Raw genomic sequence first — 21,427 nt, forward strand, 5'->3', positions numbered from 1 at the left:
AGCCACGCGCTCATGGCCAAGGCGTATGACGCCGCCAACAACGTGAGCTCGGACAACGACACCTCGGTGACGGTGAGCAACAGCACCGCCGGGACGACGACCGTCACCTTCGGCAGCATCGCCGCGGATGACGGGTACGTGAAGGCCAACGCGGATGGCACCTCGCCCGCGGTGGGCACCATCACCACGCCGGCGCTCGGCAAGGGCTCGGACGGCAAGTACAACCGCTCCCTCTTCTCGTTCGACACCTCCACGCTCCCGGACACCGCCACCATCGTGCGCGCCTCGCTCAAGGTGACGCTGTCCTCCGCGTCGGGTGACCCGTGGGCCGACCCCACCGCCAACACCCTCACCATCGACCTGAAGAACGGGACGTTTGGCACCGCCGCCACGGAGACCACCGACTACACCGCGGCCGCCACGGCCCCGGCGGTGGCCCAGCTCATCAAGTTCACCACCGGCGCGCAGAGCTCCACGGACTTCAACGCCGCGGGCCTCGCCGCCATCAACACGACGGGCAAGACGCAGGCCCGGCTCCAGTTCGCCCAGAACCAGGCCGCCATGACCTACCTCTTCCTCACCGAGGGCACCGGCGCCGTCCTGACGGTGGAGTACAAGTAGTCCCGGGCCGCGGGAGCCGGGGCCTCATGCGCTCCGGCTTCCGTGGCCAGGCTTCGTGATTCCAGAGAGGTCTCCCATGCACCCCGGAATACGAAGCCGCATCGGCCCCGTTGTCCTGGCTCTGGCCACGCTCGTGCTGCTGGGCGGATGCGCCACGGGCCATTCCCTCGGGAATCCGGCGAGCGGCTCCATCCCGGGAGGCGCGGGCGGGTTCCCCGAGCGGACGGAAGACCCCTTCCAAATCGTTCAGGAAGCGAGTGGCCTCGGGGAAGAAGCGCGTCACCCGGTGGGCGCGGCGCTCTACCTGGAGCAGGCGCGTGAACTCCTGGGCCGCGTGGCGAAGACGCGCGTGACGACGAAGAGCTTCGCCCCGCGCCGGGTGCTCTTCTGGCTGCTGGGTGAGGTGCTCGAGGGCGGCGAGCGCGTGGAGTACGCGGAACTGCGGCGGCGCACCCGGCGCTTCGCGTCCCTGGTGTTGGTACGCCCGGATGGGTACCTGGTGGCCGCGCTCACCGGAGAGCCCCTCCAGCGCATGGGGCAGGTGACGCTCGAGGAAGGCCAATGGAAGGTGGGCCGCCTCGCCGTGGGTGAGTTCTACTTCTCGCGCGGTGGCGTCCTCTACCCGGTGAACGATGTCTTGCGGCGCGCCGACACCCCGCCGTGGGCCGAGCTGGGCCTGAAACGCGACTGGCTCAACGCCGCGCTGGATGGGGCCCAGGATGCGATGGGGGAGATGGCGGTGGCTCTGGCCAGGACCGTCCTCCATCCCATCCGCACCGTGGAGGACCTCGGGCAACTGCCCACCACGGTGGCGCTCCTCATCGCCTCCTCCCCCGAGTACTTCGCGCGCTACGGCGCCATGTCCCACGGGGACCAGCTCCGCGAGGCGGCACGCCTGTCCACGCACGTGCTCATGCTGCTCGGAGGCGCGGAGGTCACGGTGGGCCGCATGGGCGGGCTGGGGGCGGAGCTGCCGGTGGTGTCACTCACGGCCAGGGGAGAGCTGGCACTGAGCAGGGTGGTGGTGTCCGGGGGCACGGTGACGACCACGCTGGGCGTGGAGCTGGGTGCCCTCTCCATCCTCCACATGGCGAGCAGCGGCCAGGGCAACAGCGGCGGCGGAGATGCCAAGGAGGGGCAGTCGAGCCAGACGCCCCCGCGCCCGGGGCCCGGCAGATGGACGTACAAGACGCCCACCACCGAGTCCGAGGACGCACTCGACTACCAGGAGCAGGTGACGGGACAGCCCGCCTGGCGGGTGTACCTGATTGATGGCATGGAGTTCGACAGCTTCACCGGCAAGGAGCTGCTGGAGGCCAAGGGCCCCGGCTACAAGCAGTTCCTGGAGAAGGACGGGACCCTGAAGCCCTGGTTCGAAGGTGGAAAGGGGTTCCAGGGGTTGATGGAACAGGCGAGAAAACAGTCGCGAATTGCCAAGACACTGAAGCTGCCGTTGATCTGGCACGTGGCGGAGCCGGAGTTCGCGAGTTTCCTTCGCCAACGCTTCAGACGAGAAGGATGGGACAACATCGATGTCCGCGACACTTCCTTGAAGCGGTGAGGAGTTCGAATGAAAGAGGACTACTACGTCGGGGCCTACTGGGGACCGCGCAAGGAGACGGCACTGGAGGCGGCCCGGCGCGCGGAGCTCTTCTTTCACATGCTGGCGCGGTGTGACCCGACGTTCACCCAGTGGTACCGGGGAGGACGTGGAGCCCCCACCGGGCTGCCGGGCCACCCCGTACGCCCAGACGTGCAGGAACTGGAGCAATTCTTCCTTCGCGGGAGGCTCCGCACGGACGAGGGTAAGAAGATCCTGGAGGGCTTCGGGTTCAGCCAGTACGTGTGGAATGCGAAGAAGGAACGAACCCGCCTCGAATTCCATGGCGGTGCGTACGGCATGGGAGCGCACAACTCGTGCCTGTTCGAGCCACCCCGTGAAGGCCCGGTACGGGAGCGGATTCTGAGTGCACCCGTTCTGACCGAAGTGCTCACCAGCATGGCCACAGCCTGGGACCCCGACTTCGCGATGGCCACCTCGGACGCCATGCTGGACCTCGTGGAAAAGCGCAAAGGGGAGGTGCGGGTGGGCTGGTTGACGTACCTGTCGCGGCGGTTGGGGAAGCTGCCGCCGCTGCCCGCGCCCGGGCGCATCGAGCCGGTGGGCACCCTGGGCTGGCTCCTCGTCCTCTCCCCCGAACGCATGACGGCGAGCAACCCGGAGCACGTGGCCTTCACCGCGCGTGTGCGTGACTTGCTCGATCGCGCGGGCCTCATCGAAATCCCCGAGCCCCCCGCCGCCGACGCATGACGCGCCAGGGCGCCGCCCGCCCGCCCGCCTGCCCTCCGGACGGTGGCACGAGCCCTCGCGCCCGTGCCCGAGGGGATGCGCGGGCGGGCACCCCTCTCCATTTGAAGCACCCTACCCACTGGCGCACGAGGCCGCCTCGCCCCCCTTGGCACCGCACCCCGCGGTCCCAAGCTTGTCGATGACGCGCCGACCCCACCACGCGTAGGTGGTGCGACCAGAGGGGGAGGGCATTGATGGCGGAGGGCTACGAACAGGCTGGACCCTCTCTGGAAGGGGCGCACCCCGGCAGGCGACTGGGCAATCGCTTCGAGCTGACCCAGCGCATCAAGCAGGGCCGTGGCATCACCACGTGGCTCGGGGTGGACCTCCATACCGGCTCCCGGCTCGTCATCAAGACGACATCCGCCGTCTCCCTCGTGCCCACCACCCGCCAGCGCCTGGAGCACGAGGCGGGCGTACTGCGCTCGCTGCAGAGCCCCTACCTCGTCCCCGTCCTGTACTTCGGGTCAGGGGGCGACCTGCTCTACCTGGTGACGCCCTTCGTGCCCGGGGCGTCCCTCCAGGAGCGGCTCGCCAGCGGCACCCTGTCCGTGCCCGAGGCCCTCATCGTCGGCCAGTGCGTGCTGGCCGCGCTCGCCGAGGCCCACTCGCACGGCATCCTCCACCGCGACGTCAAGCCCTCCAACATCATCGTCGAGGGCCGCCCCACGCTCGCTCGGGCCACCCTGGTGGACTTCGGGCTGGCGCGCAGTGAACGGTTGGATCCCTCCCTGAGAGACCTCCCGGTGGGCACCGCGCGCTACCTGTCGCCCGAGCAGGCCGGGCTCCTCAACCGCCCGGTGGAGACCACCTCGGACCTGTACGCACTGGGCGCCGTGCTCTTCGAGACACTCGCGGGCCACCCCGCCTTCGACGGGGCCTCCGTGGGCGAGGTGTTGCGCCAGCACCTCACCACCCGGCCCCGGCTGCGCAGCGTGGGCATCGAGGTGCCCCGCGCCCTGGAGGAGGTCGTCGCGCGCCTCTTGCAGACGGACCCCCAGGACCGCTACCAGTCGGCCGAATCCGCGCGCGAGGACCTGCGCGCCATCGAGGCGGCGCTGGCGCGCGGCGAGCAGGACCCGGAGCTGGTGGCGGGCGCGCACGACATGCGCCACAGCCTCACGGAGCCCTCCTTCGTGGGCCGCCACGAGGAGCTGGCGCTGCTGGAGCGTGAGCTGGAGCGGGCGCGTACCGAGCCGGGGCGCCTGCTGGTGGTGGAGGCCGAGAGCGGCGGCGGCAAGAGCCGGCTGCTGGAGGAGTTCGCCACGCGCGCCCGCCAGCACCGCGCCTGGCTGTTGCAGGGTCAGGCCGTGGCCCAGTCCGCGCAGCGGCCCTTCCAGCTCTTCGCGGACGTGGCCTCGGGCATCGCCGCGGCGGCGAAGGAGCGGCCCGCGCTGGCGGAGCTGTTGCGCGAGCGGCTCCAGGAGCAGGCGGCGGCGGTGTGCACGGTGCTGCCGCAGTTGCAGCCGGTGCTGCGTCCGGCGCAGCAGCAGGGCCTGGGCCCCGAGTCCCTGGGCGAGAGCCGCGGCATCTGGGCCCTCACCACGCTGCTGGGGGCGCTGGGCACCGTGGCGGAGCCGGCGGTGGTGCTGCTCGAGGACTGCCAGTGGGCCGACGAGCCCACGCTTCGCTCCCTGGAGACATGGCAACAGGCGCGCCGCAACGTGGGCGGGCACGTGATGATCATCGTGTCCTTCCGCAGCGAGGAGGTGGGCCCCGGGCATGTGCTGCGCCGGCTCAACCCCGCGGCGCACCTGCGGCTGACGGCCTTCGGGCCCGCGGACGTGGCGCGCATGCTGGAGTCGATGGCCGGCACCCTACCGCGCGAGGCCATGGAGCTGGTGGTGCGCCTGTCGGAGGGCAACCCCTTCATGGCCTCGGCGGTGCTGCACGGGCTGGTGGAGGACGGCGCGCTGGTGCCGGGCCCGCGCGGCTGGCAGGTGGAGCCCGAGGCCATGGCGCACGTGCGCTCCTCGCGCCAGGCGGCCTCCTTCCTCGTGCGCCGCCTCAAGCTGCTGCCTCCCGAGTCCCTGCGGCTGCTCTCCGTGGGCGCGGTGCTGGGCAAGAACTTCGACCAGGAGCGCGTGACCTCGCTGTCCGGCACCCCGCGCGAGCGCGTGGCGGCGGCCCTCGTGGAGCCGCGGCGCCGGCACATGCTGTGGGAGGGCTCGGGCGGCCGCTACACCTTCGTCCACGACAAGCTGCGCGAGGCCCTGCTGAGCCTCCTCAAGCCCGAGGAGCGCCGGGAGCTGCACCGGCTGGCCGCGCGCGCCATCGCCGCCAACCCGCCGGCGGACCCCTTCGAGCTCGCCTACCACTTCGACGCCGCGGGCGAGTACACCCAGGCCCTGCCCCACGCGCTGCTCGCCGCCGAGCGCGCCCGGCAGCAGTTCGCCCTCGAGACGGCCGAGCACAACTACCGCATCGCCGAGCGCGGCGCCGGCGGGGCCAGCCCGGGCACCCGCTTCCGCATCGCCGCCGGCCTCGGGGACGTGCTCATGCTGCGCGGCCGCTACGACGCCGCCCAGCCCCAGTTCGCGCTCGCCCAGTCGCTCGCCCATGACCGGTTGGAGCAGGCGCGCACGCTCGCCAAGCTGGGCGAGCTGGCGTTCCGGCGCGGCAACGTGGACGAGGGCAATGCCGCCATGGAGCGGGCCCTCCGGTTGCTCGGCCGCTTCGTGCCCCGCACGTCCGCGGCCCTCAGCCTGGCGGCCCTCTGGGAAGTAGGCGTGCAGGCGGGACATACCCTGCTGCCAGGGCTGTGGCTGGCGCGCCGGCCGCTCGACAAGAGTGAAGAGGATCTCCTGGCCGTCCACATCTACAGCCGCCTGGCCTACAACTACTGGTACCTGCGCGGGCGCATGGCCGTCATCTGGGCCCACCTGAGAGACCTGAACATCGCCGAGCGCTACCCGCCCACGCCCGAGCTGGCCCAGGCCTACTCGGAGCACTCGCCGGCGATGACCACCCTGCCCTGGTTCCGCAGGGCCAATGCCTACGCGGAGAAGTCCCTGGCCATGCGCCGGGAGATGGGCGACGTGTGGGGACAAGGACAGACGTTGCACTTCTACGCCCTGGCCCTCTACGCGGAGAGCCGCTTCGACGAGAGCATCGAGAAATGCCGCGAGGCCGTGCGGTTGCTGGACAGGACGGGTGACCGCTGGGAGGTCAACAACGCGACCTTCAACACCATCATGAGCCTCTACCGGCAGGGGAAGTTGAAGGAGGCGCTCGAAACCAGCCAGCGGCTGCACGGAGACGCGCTCGCCATTGGGGACCGGTACGCGGTGCGCCTGGCGCTGGAGGCGTGGGGCAAGGCCTCGGGGGGCCGCATCCCGCGCGGCCTGCTGGAGGCGGAGATCGCCAACCCCGAGGCGGACCCGCAGTCGCACGCGGGCGTGCTCCAGGCCGAGGCCATCCGCCAGTTGCGCGAGGGAGACGCCGAGGGCGCGGTGGCCACGCTGGAGGAGGCGGCGCGCATCGCCGAGGCGGCCCACCTGCATTCGGAGTACGTGGCGCCCATTCCGGGGTGGCTCGCCACCGCCCTGCGCCAGCGCGCCGAGCAGGTGTCGCCGCTATCCCCGCATGAGCGCAAGGCGTTGCTCAAGCGCGCCGAGCACGTGGCCCGGAAGGCCCACGACGTGGCGAGCACCTACCGCAACAACCTCCCCCACGCCCTGCGCGAGCGGGCCCTGCTGGCCGCCATGACCGGAAACGCGCGCCGCGCCCGCCGCTGGCTGGAGCAGAGCCTGAGCGTGGCCAGTACGCTGGGCATGCGCCACGAGCGCGCCCAGTCCCTGCTGGCGCGCGGTGAGGTGGGCAGGGCACTCGGCTGGCCCGGCGCCGCGGCGGATATCGAATCGGCCACGCGCGAGCTGCAGGAGCTGGAGCAGGGCCTGGGCCAGGAAGGGCCCGTGGACTCGGAGCGCTCGGACACGCTGTCGCTCGCGGATCGCTTCCCCCGCGTGCTGGAGGCGGGGCGCCGCATCGCCTCCGCGCTCTCGCGCCAGGCCGTCTTCGAGGCCGCGCGCCAGTCGATGATGGAGCTGCTGCGCCCCGAGCACTGCGTGGTGTTCGAGCCCGAGGCCCTGCTGCCCGAGGACGAGCTGGCCGCGGCGGGTGTGGGCCGCACCGCCATCGGCCGGGCCCTGGAGACGGGGCGCCCGGCGGTGATGGGCCAGGGCATGCCGGGCGGGGTGAGCGAGAGCATGGAGCTGCTCGGCGTGCGCTCGCTCCTGTGCGCTCCCATCCAGGTGCGCGGCAAGACGGTGGCGTGCGTGTGCGTCAGCCACCGGCAGGTGGGCGAGCTCTTCGGCGAGGACGAGGAGCGGCTGGCCTCCTTCGTCTGCATCCTCGCCGGCGCCGCGCTGGAGAACGCCGAGGGCTTCGAGCAGATGGCCGCCCTCTCCGAGGAGAGGGGCCGGCTCTACCGGGAGGAGCAGGAGGCGGTGCGCCGCCGCGACGACTTCCTCTCCATCGCCGCGCACGAGCTCAAGACGCCCCTCACCTCGCTGCAGCTCCACATCCAGGGCCTCATGTCCCAGCTGCGCCAGGGCCTCGAGCGGCTGCCACCCGAGCGGCTCGGCGCCAAGCTCGAGTCGGCCAACCTCCAGACGCAGCGCCTGGGCAAGCTGGTGAACGAGTTGCTGGATATTTCGCGCATCGCCCAGGGACAGATGCTGGGCAAGCTCGAGGACGTGGACCTGGTGCAGGTGGTGCGCGGCGTGGTGGAGCGCTCGCGCGAGGCGCTGTCCCGCGCCGAGTGCGACCTGCGGTTGGACCTGCCTCCCAGCCTGGTGGGCCACTGGGACGCCATGCGGCTGGAGCAGGTGGTCCTCAACCTGCTCACCAACGCGACGAAGTACGGCGCCGGCCGGCCCATCAGCGTCCTCCTGGATGGCGACGAGCAGCAGGCCCGGCTGCGCGTGCGCGACGAGGGCATCGGCATCGCCGAGGAGGACGCGGCCCGCATCTTCGAGCGCTTCGAGCGCGCCGTGTCCGTGCGCCACTACGGCGGCTTCGGCATCGGGCTGTGGATTGTCCGGGAGATCGTCCAGGCGCTCGGCGGCACCATCGAGGTGGAGAGCGCCCCGGGCAAGGGCTCCACCTTCACCGTCACCCTGCCGCGCCGCGGCCCCGAGGAGCCGCGGAGCAGCAACGGCACGAGCGACCTCAGCGACGCGTGAGCGACAGGTAGATGACGTTGTTCACGCTGTCGCGGAACAGCTTCACCTCGGCCAGCTCCGACGGGTCGATCTCCGAGGTGAGGGCCCGCATCTGGCTCTCCTCGCGGTAGACGAGCCACCAGTCCATGAAGGCTTCCATGTAGCCGGTTTCGGGCGGGAGGGCGGCGAAGTTGGCCACCAGCAGCTTGCCCCCCGAGCGCAGCATGTGGAAGAGCAGCCGGGTGAGCCGGGCCGCGGTGCCCTCGGCGAGGTAGTCGTACAGCCCCGCCGAGTACACGAAGTCCATGTCCCGGAAGACGGTCTTCCCCAGCAGCATCGAGCGCACCGAGCCGCACACCGTGCGCACCGGGCCCGTGGGGAACTCGCGCGAAATCTCCGCCAGGCACAGGGGGTCCTGATCGAAGGCGAGCAGCTCGCCCACCCGCTCCTCGCGCACGGCGTGGGACAGCTCGGCCTCGCGCAGGTGCCCGCACGCCACGGAGAGGATGCGGGGCAGGTGCACGCGCTCGGCCGTGGCGTCGATTTCCCGCGCCAGCAGCTCCCGCCGCTCGCGCACACTGCGCGCGCTCGGCTGATCATGCATGTAGCGGTAGATTTCGCGGCCCTCGTGATCCAACCCCTCCACGTGCGAGTGGTCGTCGTAGAGGTAGTCGATGAGCGCGGCATCCCCCGCGTACCCTCGCGGCCGCTCGAAGGCGTGGCGCGTGAAGGGACACTTGTGGATGACCCCGCGCAACGGGTGCGAGCGGACGGCTTCCAGGCAGAAGCGGCGCCACTCCTCGCGGTCCCATTTGCGCCGCAAGGTCCGGAGGCCCTGGTGCAGGCACTCCATGCCCATTTGCACATCTCCACCCTGGGTGATCTGCGCGTGGATGTCATCCAGCCACGAGGTCGCCCGAACGAATGCATCACTCCAATCGACCCACTCCATCACAGGTGCGGCCAATTCATTGCGTAGGGGTTGGACATCGCCAGGAGAAGCTGCATCGCTCGAAGAGGAGGGAGGTCCTTCCATCGCCACCAAAACGAAGAGCCTTCCCACTCCCTTCCCATGGACGGGGCCACCGGCCCGGCGCTTGGCCGAAGGGCAGGGGAATGAGCGGAATAAAGGTGCGCCCGGGTGGGAGAAAGGGACGCAACTTCCGGGGGGGTGGGTCCGATAATGCCTCCGGACGATTTTCCATCACGGGGTTCTCCATGGCCGTGCACACCATCCGCCCGGGCGACACGCTGGGCTCGCTGGCCCGCAGGTACAACACCTCGGTCGACGCGCTCGCGAAGGCCAACAACCTCCAGGACCCGAACCGCATCATCGCGGGACAGAGCCTCACCATCCCCGACGGCTTCGATGCGCCGCGGGCGTCGCCGGCGACCACCCGTGGGGGGCAGAGCTACACGGTGAAGTCGGGTGACACGCTCAGTGGCATCGCCTCGCGCTTCGGCACCAGCGTGGGAGCCATCGCCCAGGCCAACGGCATCTCCAACCCCAACCTCATCCAGGTGGGCCAGCGGCTCACCATCCCCGGCGGCTCGGCGCCCAGCGCTCCGCCTCCGACTCCGGCGCCGTCGCAGGGCGCGCAGAGCTACACGGTGAAGCCGGGTGACACGCTCAGTGGCATCGCCTCGCGCTACGGCACCAGCGTGGGCGCCATCGCCCAGGCCAACGGCATCTCCAATCCCAACCTCATCCAGGTGGGCCAGCGCCTCACCATCCCCGGCGGCTCGGGCCCCAGCGCTCCGCCTCCGACTCCGGCGCCGTCGCAGGGCTCGCAGAGCTACACGGTGCAGCCGGGCGACACGCTCAGCGGCATCGCCTCGCGCTACGGCACCAGCGTGGGCGCCATCGCCCAGGCCAACGGCATCTCCAATCCCAACCTCATCCAGGTGGGCCAGCGCCTCACCATCCCCGGTGGCTCGGCGCCCCAGCCGGGCCCGGTGAGCGGCCCCGGGCCCGTGACGGGTCCGGGCGGGGGCACCTCGGGCGGCGTGAGCCTGCAGCAGCTGCGCGCCATCATGCCCAACCTGTCGCAGGACAAGGCCGCGCAGTACCTGCCCTACCTCAACTCGGCCATGGCCGAGGCGGGCATCAACACCCCGCGCCGCCAGGCGGCCTTCCTCGCGCAGCTGGCGCACGAGAGCGGCCAGTTCCGCTACATGGAGGAGATCGCCTCGGGCGCCGCCTACGAGGGCCGGGCGGACCTGGGCAACACGCAGCCGGGTGACGGCGTGCGCTTCAAGGGCCGCGGCCCCATCCAGCTCACCGGCCGCAACAACTACCGCGCCGCGGGACGCGCGCTGGGCATCGACCTGGAGAACAACCCGACGCGCGCCGCGGACCCCGACGTGGGCTTCCGCACCGCCGCCTGGTTCTGGAACAGCCGCAACCTCAACAGCTACGCGGACGCGGGCAACTTCGACGCCATCACCTACCGGGTGAACGGCGGCTACAACGGCAAGGCCAGCCGCGACGCCTACTACGCGCGGGCCCTTCAGGTGCTCGGCGCGTAGGCGCTCAGGGAGTGGCGTATCCATCCGAGAGCGTCCGGAGGAAGGCGACGAGCGCGGCTTCCTCCTCCTCCGACAGCCCGAGGTTGCCCAGTTCCTCCGCGTTGACGTTCAGCCCCACCTCCGGCGGCGGCCAGCAGTCGGCGCCGGGGGTGCTGGGAGTCCCCGGCAGGCACACGGGCAGCACGTCGCGCGTGTTGTAGAAGTGGACGACCTCCTCGAGGCTCTTGAAGTAGCCGTTGTGCCCGTAGGCCTTCACGAAGTCGGTCCGGGGCCGTTTGTCCACGTTGCGCAGGCTGGGCACCTTGTGCAGCCCGAGGTTGGCCCGCGCGTACAGCCGGAAGTCCGCGCGCGTCGCCAGGAAGCCCCCCAGTCCGTTGTCCGCCCAGGCGGCACCGAGCGGGTTGAACTCCGTCAGCGCGTACCAGGGGTTGTCCGGGTTGCGCGGCACGCCGACGTTGTCATACGTGAAGTCGGTGAAGAGCGGCGGCTCGCCCTTGGGGCCCGGCTGGCTCGGGTGACACCGGGCGCACCTGGCCTTGCCCTCGAAGAGCCGCAGGCCCTCCTGTTCCTGCTCCGAGAGCTGCGTCTTGCCCGCCAGGTATGCGTCGTACCGGGAGGAGAAGGCATTCACCTCGCCAGAGGCCTCGAAGGCGGCGATCGCCCGGGCGATGCCGTCATAGGCCCGCTCCACGTGGGCGCCGTCACAGATGTCCTCCCCGTGGAGCGAGCGGAAGAGGGGCGTATACGCCGCATGGCACACCTTGGCCACGACGGCCGCGGCGTCCGGGTTGTTCTGCTCGAGGGGATTGAGGAAGGGCCCCTGGGCCTGGCCCGCGGCGGGAGTGCCCAGCTTCTCTCCGGTGGCGCGGCCATCCCAGAAGGCACCGCCCTCGAAGGTGCCCTGACGATCCATCAGGTGGAAGAGCGGGGACTGCGTGGCGTACGCGGCCGAGGGCGGCTTGCGGTTGCCGAAGCGTCCTTCCACGGCGCCCTCATACACGGCGCCCCGCGCGTTGACGTGGGAGGCCGGCCCCGTCCAACCCGCCCCGGGGTCATGACACGAGGCACACGCCTGTCCCGCCGGTTCGGACAGGTTGGCGTCGAAGAAGAGCTGCCTGCCGAGCTGCTCCAGGGGCGTGAGCGCCACCGGGGACGCCGCCACCGCCGGGGCCGCTTCCGGCGCGGACGAATGGCCGCTACAGGCAAGCAACCCCGCGACGAGGGGTGGGAAGATCCGGACTCTCGGCAGGTGCATGTCATCTCCTGGTGCGAGGCAAAGATGGGAATCGCCGTGCGTCCGCTCCATGCCCGCGCGAGGCACAGTGTCTCGTTCGGCGCAACCGGAAGCGGTGACGTGATGGGAACCCGACAGGGCTCCCGTTCGACATTGCATCCCCTCCGCATGGCTCCCACGCTCCAGGCCGGGAAGGAGCCCGTGACGGACACTCGAGGAACACTCGCCCGCAGGTGGTGGGGCCCCGAGGGTCGCCTGTTGCCCGTGGACCGTCTGCTGCTCGGCTCCATCGCGCTGCTGCTGGTGCTCGGCGCGTGCTTCCTCCCGGGCCCCCTGCCCTTCCTCGGAATCCTCGTGGCCACCGCGGCGCTGCTCATCGGCGCGGCCACGTGGAGCGAGCGCTCGCGCGTGGGACGCGTCCTTCATGCCTTCATCGCGCTGCCCGTGGTCGGCATCCTCTTCACCGTCATCGGGCCACTCATCGCCATCATCAATCCCTGGCGCTGGGACGCGCTGTGGCAGGCGTTGGACCGGGGCATCTTCGGGAACCTCGCCTGGTACTGGCACCACGCCCTGGGCCGGCCCACCTGGCTCACCGACCTCGCCTACCTGCTCTACGTGAGCTACTACGTGCTGCCGGTGGTACTGGCCGCGGCCCTCTACGCGCAGCACCGCCGGGAGGAGTTCGAGCGGCTCGTCTTCACCACGGTGGCCACCTTCCTGCTTTCCTACGTGGGCTACTTCCTCTTCCCCACGCTGGGCCCGCGCATTCCTCCAGAGCTCGCGGACGAGGCGTTGGGCGGCGGTGCCATCAGCCGTGCCATCCGCGCCTTCCTCCTCTACGGCGAGCGCAACCTGCTCAATGCCTTCCCCAGCGCGCACACGGCCGTGTCACTGGTGCTGCTGGGGCTCGGCTGGCGCGCCTTCCCCCGGCTGCGGGTGCCCCTCACGCTGCACGTGGGCGCCATCGTCTTCACCACCGTCTACCTGTCCTTCCACTACGTGGTGGACCTGGTGGCGGGCGTGGGGCTGGCGCTGATGATGAACGTGCTGGTGCCGGTGCTGCGCCGGCTGTGCGGCCCGGCGCAGGACGCGCGCGGCCTCGAGCGGCACGTGGGCCCCTGAGCTCAGAGCGCGAAGTAGTCCCGCGAGATGCGCAGCCGCACGTTGGCGTCCTCCGGGTCCAACTCGATGGAGCGCGCGCGCGTCTTGAGGATGCCGTGGCGCCGCAGCAGGTGCTCGATGTCCTCGGCGAGCGCGAGCACCGGGCGCACCGCGCAGCCCGTGGCGAACGCCATGTCGTCGAGCACGTTCAGGTTGCCCGGCTCGCTGGTGGCCACGAAGACGGTGCCCCGCACCTCGTCACGCCACTCGACGCGCAACGGACAGACACGCAGCCGCTCGAGCACGCGCTCCGGCACGCAGCGCACCATGCCCGTGGGCACCTTCTCCATCGCCTCGCGGCGGACGAAGGGCACCTGGAGCTGCCGGGACAACGACACGAGGAGCTGCTCCGGCCCGAGCAGTCCCATCCGCACCGCGGCCTCTCCCAACCTGCACCGCCACCGGGCCTGCAGCGCGAGCGCCGACTCCACCTGCGCCGATGCCAACAGCCCGCTCGCCACCCAGAGCTCGCCCAGCCGCATCCGCCGCACGCCCGACCCCCCGCCGACACACCGCTCGCCCAACCGCACGCGCCCGGGCGATCCCCCGCCCCCCACGCCACCCTTCGCCCGAGCGCTCCCGACCCCGTCCCCGCCCACCCCAACCCCAACCCGGGCGCTCCCCATTGCGCGTCGCGTGCCAGCAGCCCCTTCATGGATTCCAAGGGGTTGGAGCACCCGCCCCCTCGGGTAGGGCCCGGAGGCGGGAAGAATTTCAGGGGGACGCGGCGGCAAATGGGGGGACGGTGATTCGGAGGGTGTCCGTCACCGTGCGGAGGTGCACCCGTCCCGGCGCCTCACCACGCCACGCCGAGGTTGAGCCGGCCCGCGTAACGGCCCCCCCTGCCAATGGTGAGGGGGGTGCGCCCACCGACATGCTGGACGGGTGCCCCGGTGGGGTAGCGCTGATCGAAGAGGACGTCGTACTGGAGGCGCGCCTCGGCGGTGAGGGAGCCGAACGACGCGCGCAGCCCCCCACCCACCGGGACGCTGCCCACGATGTTGTCGCCGAAGCCCTGCACGGTGCCCCGGACGTTGTAGACGCTGAAGCCCAGGCCCCCCAGCACGTAGGGCTGCACCGTCGAGGAGCGCAGCCCCACGGAGGCCGCCGCATAGGCCCCGTCGCGCACCAGGTCGAAGTCCCCGGTGCCCACGTCCCGCGGCCGCCGCGTGTCGAGCCCGTTGCGCGCATGCGCATAGCCGACCTCCAGGCCCACATCCAGGCCCAGCAGCCGCTGCGGCCGCACCCCCACCGCCACCCCATAGGTGACACCGGGATCGACACGCGGCGCCAGGGCCAGCGTGTAGCCCTCCACGCCGCCACCGGCCATCACGGACAGCTCACGCAGGTGGGACCAGGGCGCCGCGTGCGCGCCGGTGCTCCCCACGCAGAGCGCGAGGAGCACCCACCCCACCCGTGTCCCCATCCTCCCGCCCCTCGCCCGCGGCACTACTTGCCCTGCATCTCGGCCCTGGCCTTCACCTCGCCGGCCTTCTCACCGGTGAGGATCTCCACCTTGTACGTCTTCTCGTCGCCCGCGGCCGGCTCGAAGCTCACGCGCACCGGCGTGCCCTCGTGGAGGTCGTCCCACGTCACCAGCTGCCCGTCGCGCTCCATCTTCGTGTCCGGGGTGAGCGCGAACCACGCCTCCGGCGCGTTCGGGTTGTTCACGTCCTTCACCTCGATGCGGCTGTGGTCCTTGTCCACGTTCGACACCAGGCCCTCGCGCTTCTGCGAGAGCCCCGGCACCGCGGCCTCCACGTCGCGCTGGGCCTCCTTCGACCCCGCACAGCCCGCGCCGCCCAGCACCGCCGCCAGCACCACCGCACCCAGCACCTTCACGCGCGTCTTCATCAGCGACCTCCTCGGTGACGGGCTCCGGGCAGACCACGGGCCCTGCTCGGAGCCTGTGCGAAGCTAGGAACCCGCGAAGAAGGGCGCCAAGAAGCACCCGCCTCCGAGGCCCGGCGCCCGTTCTCCGGAACGCCGGGCAGGCGGGCTTGCGAGCTCACGCCCGGAGCGGGTTCACGCTCTTCGGGCACTCCCAGTAGGTGTACTCGCACGTGGCCGCCGCGGGGTCACACGGCACCTGCATCACCGTGATGAGCTCGCACGGGTGCGTGGGCACGCCGGGCTCCAGGCCCGGGGCCTTGGGCGGCGGGACCTCGGCCCCGTGGCCCGCGGGGGGCTGTACCACCTGCCGCGACAGCCCGTCCCGAGGCTCCTCGTCCCACTCGTGGCAGGCGGGCACCGCTCCCAACACCACGCCCAGCACATACAGTTTCGTGTTCATGGAGAGACCCTCCTTTCCGTTGGAGAGCACCGCCGCGCCCCTGTGACGCACCGGTTCGGGTCCTGCGCCAGGGACGCTGGGGGCTTGCGGGCCTGACAGGGCTTTTCGATCAGGGCCCTTCTGAGGCTAGAGTGCGTCGGAACGCGCGGCCCCCCCGCCACGCGTCCGGGAACACCGAGCCACACCCCATGCCCTTTCAGATCAACGTCTACGAGGCGGACCGCATCATCGACGTCGTCTACCCCCCGCAGCCCACGGCGGAGGACGTGTCGGACTACCTCAAGCGCATCCGCGAGACGATCATCCGCCTGAACGGCCCCTGGAGCGCGCTGGTGGACCAGGGCCGGCTGCGCGTGATGCCGCCGGAGATGGTGGCCATCATGGCCAACCTCAACGCCTTCGCGCAGCTGCACGGCATGAAGCGCTCGGCGCGCGTGGTGAGCGATGCCGCCTCGGGCCTGCAGGCCTGGCGCATGACGAAGAAGGCCATGCTCACCATCCCCACGCGCACCTTCGAGACGCGCGAGGACGCCCTCGCCTGGCTGCGCAACCCCGACGACGAGTAGCCCGCCAGCCCGAGGCCCGCTACGGCCGCTCACCTACATGGTGGGCAACCGTTCCCTGAGAGCAGGTGGCGCTTGACAGCTCGGGGGGCGGGATTTAACGCGGAGAGTCATATGAGCACGCTCCGCATCCCGTCGCCGTCGACCCCGGTATCCATCGAAGGTCCCCTGAAGGTCCTGCTGCTGGAGAACATCCACGTGTCCGCCGAGGAGATGCTCAAGGCGGAGGGATTCTCGGTGGAGCGGCTCAAGGGAGCGTTCAAGCCCGAGGAGCTGGAGGAGCGCATCCAGGGCGTCCACCTGCTGGGCATCCGCAGCAAGACGAACGTCTACGAGCCGGCCCTGGCCAAGGCGCCCAACCTGCTGGCGGTGGGAGCGTTCTGCATCGGCACCAACCAGGTGGACTTGAAGTCGGCCAACCTGCACGGCGTGCCCGTCTTCAACGCACCGTTCAGCAACACGCGCAGCGTGGCGGAGCTGGTGATCGCGGAGATCGTCATGCTCACGCGCCAGCTGGGGGACCGCAACCGCGAGGTGCACCTGGGCCAGTGGCGCAAGGTGGCCACGGGGAGCCACGAGGTGCGCGGCAAGACGCTGGGCATCGTGGGCTACGGGCACATCGGCACGCAGGTGGGCGTGCTGGCCGAGTCCATGGGAATGCGCGTCGTCTTCTACGACGTGATGACGAAGCTGCCGCTGGGCAACTCGCGTCCCACGGCCACGCTGGACGAGCTGCTGGAGTCCTCGGACTTCGTGACGCTGCACGTGCCGGCCACGCCGTCCACCGAGTGGATGATGGGCGAGAGGCAGCTGGCGCGGATGCGCAAGGGCGCGTGCCTCATCAACGCGAGCCGCGGCACGGTGGTGGACATCAAGGCGCTGGCGCAGGCACTCAAGTCCGGGCACCTCGGGGGCGCGGCGGTGGACGTGTACCCGGAGGAGCCGGAGACGAACAGCGACGGCTTCGTCACCGAGCTGCAGAACCTGCCCAACGTGGTGCTGACGCCGCACATCGGCGGCTCGACGGAGGAGGCGCAGGCGGCGATCGGCAAGGAGGTGGCCACCTCGCTCATCAAGTTCGTGAGGAGCGGGGCGACGACGGGCGCGGTGAACTTCCCGCAGGTGGAGACGCCGCTGATTCCGAGAACGCACCGCATCCTCAACGTGCACCGCAACACGCCGGGCGTGCTCCGCGACATCAACAAGATCGTCTCGGACCTCAACGCCAACATCCACGCGCAGGTGCTGAGCACGGACGCGAACATCGGCTACCTGGTGATGGACCTGGACCAGGACGTGGCCAACCCGGTGTGCCAGGCCATCGCGGGCCTGCACACGGACATCAAGACGCGCATCGTGTCCTGAGCCGCGCGCCGCTCGGAGCCCGGTGATTCAGCCGGGCTCCTCGGGCGACTCGGAGAACCAGAGGGCCTCCAACTCCAGCTCGAGGGCCTCGAAGGGCTCGGCCCGGACGTGGGCGTTGCCACTCCAGAAGCCGCGCTCCAGCCATTCGCCCCCGTGGAGCCGCAGGACCTCGAGGATGCGGAGCACCGGATCCACGAGCCACAAGTGCTCCACGCCTTCGCGGGCGTAGATCTGCTTCTTGAGGGTCCGGTCGATGCGGGCTGTCGAGGGAGACAGCACCTCGCAGACCCAGTCCGGGGCAAGGGTGAGGTGGGGAGCATTGGGACGCACGGGCATGCGCGAGCGCCGCCAGCCCGCGAGATCCGGCACCAGCACGTCCTTGCCGAAGTGCAGCTCCAGCCCATTGAAGAACCACCAGCCACCCGGGCCCTCACGGCCACGTTGGAAGGGGCCTCCGAGCAGCCCCACGAGCGCGATTTTGGCGGCCGATTGAGCGCTTCCAGGCCAGGGTGAGGCGAAGAGCTTTCCGCCGAGGATCTCTCCCACCAGATGCGATGGGAGGGCAACGAGATCCTCGTAGGTGGCCTCACCATGAGGGGGCTGGTTCTCCTCCGTCATTCAGCGTGTACTCCCCGATCCAGAAACGTTGTCTCCGGTTACACTACTTCAGGAGTAACCCTCCGGCAACATGCGTCCCGCGGCCGTGACAGGCATCGAGCAGCCGAGGCGGTGTCAGGGAAGCGGAATAGCGAAGTCAGGCCGGGTAGGTCCTATCAGGGGGGGCTCCGGGCGCGTTTTCCCGCAACTGGTCCGATGGTCGTACCAGTCGGGACGAAACGCGACCGGAAGGTGCCTCGTTCCTGGCCGCGAAAGCACCCCTGACAGGACTTCTCCTCCTGGCGTAGCGGCTCCCCGCCCGGCTCACACGTCGAGGATCTTCCCCGGGTTGAGGATGTTGTTCGGATCCAGCGCCCGCTTGAGCGTGCGCAGCATCTCCAGCTCCGCGGGCGAGCGCGAGAAGGACAGGTAGTCCTTCTTGAGCAGGCCGATGCCGTGCTCCGCCGAGATGCTCCCGCCGTGCTTGCGCACCAGCTCGAACATCGTGGGGTCGGCCTTCTTCGTATGCGCGAGGAACTCGGCCTTCTCCATGTCGTCCGGCTTCATGATGTTGATGTGGAGATTGCCGTCGCCGATGTGACCGAACAGGTCGATCTCCCAGCCCGGATAGCGCGTGCTGAAGATCGCATCCAGCTCGGAGCAGAAGGCCTCGAGGTTCGCCACCGGCAGCGACACGTCGTTCTTGTGCGGCAGTCCCGTGGCCGACAGGCTCTCGCTGATGCCCTCGCGCAGCGCCCACAGCTCGCTGGCCTGCGAGGGGCTCTGCGCCATCGTGCCGTCCGTCACCAGCCCCCGCTCGAAGAGCGAGCCCAGCCAGCCCTCCACCTCGGTGGCGTCCTTGCCCTCGGCCTCCATCAACACGTAGCAGCCACTCGGGGCCTCGAAGGGCGAGCGCAGCTTGCGGTGGCGCTGCACCCGCGCCAGGCACTTGTCGGTGAAGAACTCGTAGGCGCTCAACAGCAGCGGCGCGCGGCGGGCCTCGCGGAACAGCCGCAGCACGGCGGCCACGTCCGGCACCGCGAAGAGGAACACGTCCTGCTTGCCCGGCAGCGGCGCCAGCTTGAGCGTGGCCTCGGTGATGATGCCCAGCGTGCCCTCGCTGCCGATGAAGAGCTGGCGCAGGTCCGTCCCCGTGTTGTTCTTCTCCAGCGCGCCGTTGAGCTCCAGCACCTGCCCCTGGGCCGTCACCACCTGCAGGCCGAGCACCCACTGGCGGGTGAGCCCGTAGCGGATGACCTTCACCCCGCCCGCGTTGGTGGCGATGTTGCCGCCCACCTGGCTCGAGCCCTTCGAGGCGAAGTCCACCGGCCACGTCAGGCCGTGCTCGGCGCAGTGGTGGTGCACGGCCTCGGTGATGGCACCCGCCTGCACGCGCACCGAGTTGCCGAGCAGATCAATCGGCTCCATCCGGGTCATCCGCCGCAGCGACAGCACCAGCTCGCCGCGCGAGGCCACCGCGCCGGCCGCCAGGCCCGTGCGCCCACCGGAAGGCACCACCGGCACCCGGTACTGGTTGCACAGGGCCAGCAGGCGCGCCACCTCATCCGTGGTGCGCGGAAAGGCCACCGCGCTCGGAGCGGGTGAATAGACGCGCGTCCAGTCACGCCCGTACTCCTGGAGCTCGCTGGGCTCGCGGGTGAGGAAGTCCGAGGGAAAGCCCTCGGCAACGGCACGGAGGAAGGCTTCGGGGAGCACGTCGGCCATACGGGGAGCACTAGTGCAGGGGCCCGCCCGCCGCAAGCCCGCATGCGAGACAGAGAGCGCTCCCCCACCCTGGCGCCCCGTCCGCGCCTGGACAGACGCGGCCCCCGTTCCCAGCCAGTCCGGGTCCCCGTGCTTATGCTCCGCGCGGCTCGTGGCGGCAGACCGCGCGCCGGGGGGAGTGGCCCATGGAGCTGCGCAAACCTCTGTTCATCGCGGCACTGGTGTTGCTCGGCCTGTGTGTCCTCGTCGAGGTGGGGGCCTCCATCTTCCTGCCCCGCCCCGTCGCCAGCGGCGCGGACATCGCGGCCAGCCTGAAGAGCGAGGGCGCCCAGGACGACGTCAGCGTCCAGGACGTCGTCGCCATGCAGGGCGAGAACCCGCCCACCCCGGGCCTGGGCATTCCCTACCTCGCACTCGTGGACGGGTTGCTGCTGCTCACGCTCGGACTCATGGGCGCCAGCCTCCTCATCCCCGAGCGCGTCACCGGACAGCTCCAGGGCGTGGTGTCGCTCGTGGGCGCCATCGTGGCGCTGCTCTCCGGTATCGGCATGCTCTTTGGCGCCATCAGCCTGCTGCTGCTCATGGTGTCCCTGTTCACCGCCGTGCCCTTCGGCACCATCGCCTACCTGGCCATCTGGGGCTTCTTCAACCGCGGGGGCGCCTCCGCCACGCTCGGCCTGCTGATGACCTTCAAGGTGGCCGCCTGCATCTGCCTGGCGCTCGCCCACCCGCGCTTCCTCCAGAACAAGGGCCTGGTGCTGCTCGTGCTCACCTCGCTGCTGGCCGGCGCCATCGTCAGCGTCCTGCACGGGTGGGTGCCCGGCATCCTCGTGAGCATCACCGACGCCATCGGCGCCATCGTCGTCGCCATCCTCGGCCTCATCTGGGCCGTGGTGCTGCTCATCGGCGCGCTCGTCTCCATCTTCCGCGTGCTCAAGCTCAAGCGCACCGCGACGTGAGGCTCAGCGCAGCTTCACCTGGCACTCGGGGGTGTTGCCCACCGTCTGCGTGCATTGGAGCGAGAGCGTGGCGCCCTCCTCGGGTACGTCCAGTCCCTTGCGCTCCCCGAGGTTGTCGAGCTTCGTCTTCACCGACGGTCCGCCCTTCGGCTCGAGCCTCACGTCCACCCGGCTCCCCGCCAGCGGCTCCACGTTCACCGTGCGCACCCGCGCGCCCGCCTTCGCGATGTCCACCTGGCACGTGAGCCCGCGCCCCACTCGCGCGGTGCCTTCGGACAGCACGCAGCCCGTGGCCTTCAGGTCCTCGTCCGCCACCGGCTTGGGCTTGATGAAGCGCTCGCGCCACCGCTGGCGCTCTTCCTTCGATACCGGGTTGCCGCCCCCCTTGGAGGAGCGGTCCTGCGCGCCCAGGCCCACGCCCATGACGTACAGCGCCACGCAGGCGAAGATGGCCAGGATGAGGAGGATGGTGGAGGGCTTGGGCTGGGACATGATCTACCGGCACCTCCCGTCCACGCAGCTCCCGGAGAGGCACTGCGCGTCCTTCGCGCAGGAGTCTCCATCCGGCCTCCGGGGCGCGGGACGCATCGCCTGACAGGCGTCCTGGAGACACTGGTGGCTCGCGCACTCCTCGTCTCGCGAGCACGTGGTGCCTTCCGCGCGCAGGCACAGGTTGTCCTCGGAGCAGTCGAGCCCCGGGGCACAGCGCGGCTCCTGCTGCGCGCAGAACGCGCCGGGCCCGGGCAGCGGATTGCCGCGCAGGAAGAAGGCGGACACGACACCCACCACGAGGAGCAGCCCTCCGCCGAGGATTCCCACCAGCCACCAGGGAAAGGGGGGCCTCGGGGTACTGGCTCTCGGG

The 21,427-nt window shown here is 70.6% G+C and carries 18 protein-coding genes and 1 pseudogene; 9 read left to right on the forward strand and 10 right to left on the reverse strand.

Annotated features, from left to right (window positions below; genetic code table 11):
* The 4 genes and pseudogenes from ACJ8AN_RS31870 to ACJ8AN_RS31885 form a co-directional block, all read left to right on the forward strand.
* A pseudogene (locus ACJ8AN_RS31870) lies at positions 1-621 on the forward strand (esterase); the annotation flags it as partial.
* 76 nt (positions 622-697) lie between these two features.
* Positions 698-2,182, forward strand: a complete 1,485-nt coding sequence (locus tag ACJ8AN_RS31875; protein ID WP_407759303.1) for a Tox-REase-5 domain-containing protein — start codon at positions 698-700, stop codon at positions 2,180-2,182.
* Between the two features lie 9 nt (positions 2,183-2,191).
* Positions 2,192-2,932, forward strand: coding sequence for an Imm52 family immunity protein (locus tag ACJ8AN_RS31880; protein WP_407759304.1), 741 nt, complete (start codon positions 2,192-2,194; stop codon positions 2,930-2,932).
* Between the two features lie 233 nt (positions 2,933-3,165).
* Positions 3,166-8,157, forward strand: a complete 4,992-nt coding sequence (locus ACJ8AN_RS31885) for a protein kinase domain-containing protein (RefSeq protein ID WP_407759305.1) — start codon at positions 3,166-3,168, stop codon at positions 8,155-8,157.
* On the opposite strand, the gene ACJ8AN_RS31890 is transcribed toward ACJ8AN_RS31885, so the two are convergent.
* Positions 8,144-9,088, reverse strand: coding sequence for a class I SAM-dependent methyltransferase (locus ACJ8AN_RS31890; protein WP_407759306.1), 945 nt, complete (start codon positions 9,086-9,088; stop codon positions 8,144-8,146). The genes ACJ8AN_RS31885 and ACJ8AN_RS31890 overlap by 14 nt on opposite strands.
* Positions 9,089-9,354: 266 nt before the next feature.
* On the opposite strand from ACJ8AN_RS31890, the gene ACJ8AN_RS31895 reads away from it, so the two are divergent.
* Complete coding sequence (locus ACJ8AN_RS31895; RefSeq protein WP_407759307.1) at positions 9,355-10,665, forward strand: LysM peptidoglycan-binding domain-containing protein; 1,311 nt, start codon at positions 9,355-9,357, stop codon at positions 10,663-10,665.
* A 4-nt stretch (positions 10,666-10,669) separates the two neighbouring features.
* Here the strand turns inward: ACJ8AN_RS31895 and ACJ8AN_RS31900 are convergent, their stop codons facing one another.
* Positions 10,670-11,920 (reverse strand): cytochrome-c peroxidase, encoded by a 1,251-nt coding sequence (locus ACJ8AN_RS31900; protein ID WP_407759308.1) that lies wholly within the window; start codon positions 11,918-11,920, stop codon positions 10,670-10,672.
* A 180-nt stretch (positions 11,921-12,100) separates the two neighbouring features.
* Here ACJ8AN_RS31900 and ACJ8AN_RS31905 point away from each other — a divergent pair, with 180 nt between their 5' ends.
* Positions 12,101-13,024 (forward strand): phosphatase PAP2 family protein, encoded by a 924-nt coding sequence (locus tag ACJ8AN_RS31905; RefSeq protein WP_407759309.1) that lies wholly within the window; start codon positions 12,101-12,103, stop codon positions 13,022-13,024.
* Between the two features lie 2 nt (positions 13,025-13,026).
* Here the strand turns inward: ACJ8AN_RS31905 and ACJ8AN_RS31910 are convergent, their stop codons facing one another.
* The 4 genes from ACJ8AN_RS31910 to ACJ8AN_RS31925 all read right to left on the reverse strand — a co-directional run bounded on the left by ACJ8AN_RS31910 (position 13,027) and on the right by ACJ8AN_RS31925 (position 15,356).
* Positions 13,027-13,545 (reverse strand): pilus assembly protein PilB, encoded by a 519-nt coding sequence (locus ACJ8AN_RS31910; RefSeq protein WP_407759344.1) that lies wholly within the window; start codon positions 13,543-13,545, stop codon positions 13,027-13,029.
* A 314-nt stretch (positions 13,546-13,859) separates the two neighbouring features.
* Complete coding sequence (locus ACJ8AN_RS31915; RefSeq protein WP_407759310.1) at positions 13,860-14,477, reverse strand: hypothetical protein; 618 nt, start codon at positions 14,475-14,477, stop codon at positions 13,860-13,862.
* 35 nt (positions 14,478-14,512) lie between these two features.
* The gene (locus ACJ8AN_RS31920; RefSeq protein WP_407759311.1) at positions 14,513-14,917 is read right to left on the reverse strand and encodes a hypothetical protein; all 405 of its coding nucleotides are present in this window, start codon (positions 14,915-14,917) and stop codon (positions 14,513-14,515) included.
* A 154-nt stretch (positions 14,918-15,071) separates the two neighbouring features.
* Positions 15,072-15,356, reverse strand: a complete 285-nt coding sequence (locus ACJ8AN_RS31925; protein ID WP_407759312.1) for a hypothetical protein — start codon at positions 15,354-15,356, stop codon at positions 15,072-15,074.
* Between the two features lie 188 nt (positions 15,357-15,544).
* On the opposite strand from ACJ8AN_RS31925, the gene ACJ8AN_RS31930 reads away from it, so the two are divergent.
* Positions 15,545-15,922 carry an STAS/SEC14 domain-containing protein gene (locus tag ACJ8AN_RS31930; protein WP_407759313.1) on the forward strand — a complete coding sequence of 126 codons (378 nt, stop codon included), beginning with the start codon at positions 15,545-15,547 and terminating at the stop codon, positions 15,920-15,922.
* A gap of 111 nt (positions 15,923-16,033) precedes the next feature.
* On the forward strand, positions 16,034-17,284 hold the full coding sequence (serA, locus tag ACJ8AN_RS31935; protein ID WP_407759314.1) for a phosphoglycerate dehydrogenase: 1,251 nt from the start codon (positions 16,034-16,036) through the stop codon (positions 17,282-17,284).
* Between the two features lie 27 nt (positions 17,285-17,311).
* Here the strand turns inward: serA and ACJ8AN_RS31940 are convergent, their stop codons facing one another.
* Positions 17,312-17,902, reverse strand: a complete 591-nt coding sequence (locus ACJ8AN_RS31940; RefSeq protein WP_407759315.1) for a Uma2 family endonuclease — start codon at positions 17,900-17,902, stop codon at positions 17,312-17,314.
* A gap of 303 nt (positions 17,903-18,205) precedes the next feature.
* Positions 18,206-19,606, reverse strand: coding sequence for an FAD-binding oxidoreductase (locus ACJ8AN_RS31945; protein WP_407759316.1), 1,401 nt, complete (start codon positions 19,604-19,606; stop codon positions 18,206-18,208).
* A 185-nt stretch (positions 19,607-19,791) separates the two neighbouring features.
* On the opposite strand from ACJ8AN_RS31945, the gene ACJ8AN_RS31950 reads away from it, so the two are divergent.
* Positions 19,792-20,565: a hypothetical protein gene (locus tag ACJ8AN_RS31950; protein ID WP_407759317.1), complete on the forward strand. Its 774-nt coding sequence runs from the start codon at positions 19,792-19,794 to the stop codon at positions 20,563-20,565.
* A gap of 3 nt (positions 20,566-20,568) precedes the next feature.
* Here the strand turns inward: ACJ8AN_RS31950 and ACJ8AN_RS31955 are convergent, their stop codons facing one another.
* Positions 20,569-21,057, reverse strand: a complete 489-nt coding sequence (locus tag ACJ8AN_RS31955; protein ID WP_407759318.1) for a hypothetical protein — start codon at positions 21,055-21,057, stop codon at positions 20,569-20,571.
* Between the two features lie 3 nt (positions 21,058-21,060).
* A complete protein-coding gene (locus ACJ8AN_RS31960) occupies positions 21,061-21,384 on the reverse strand; it encodes a hypothetical protein (RefSeq protein ID WP_407759319.1) in 324 nt (107 codons plus the stop codon).
* Positions 21,385-21,427 lie beyond the last annotated feature (43 nt).

The sequence above is a fragment of the Archangium sp. genome, assembly GCF_045802675.1.
GTDB lineage: Bacteria > Myxococcota > Myxococcia > Myxococcales > Myxococcaceae > Archangium.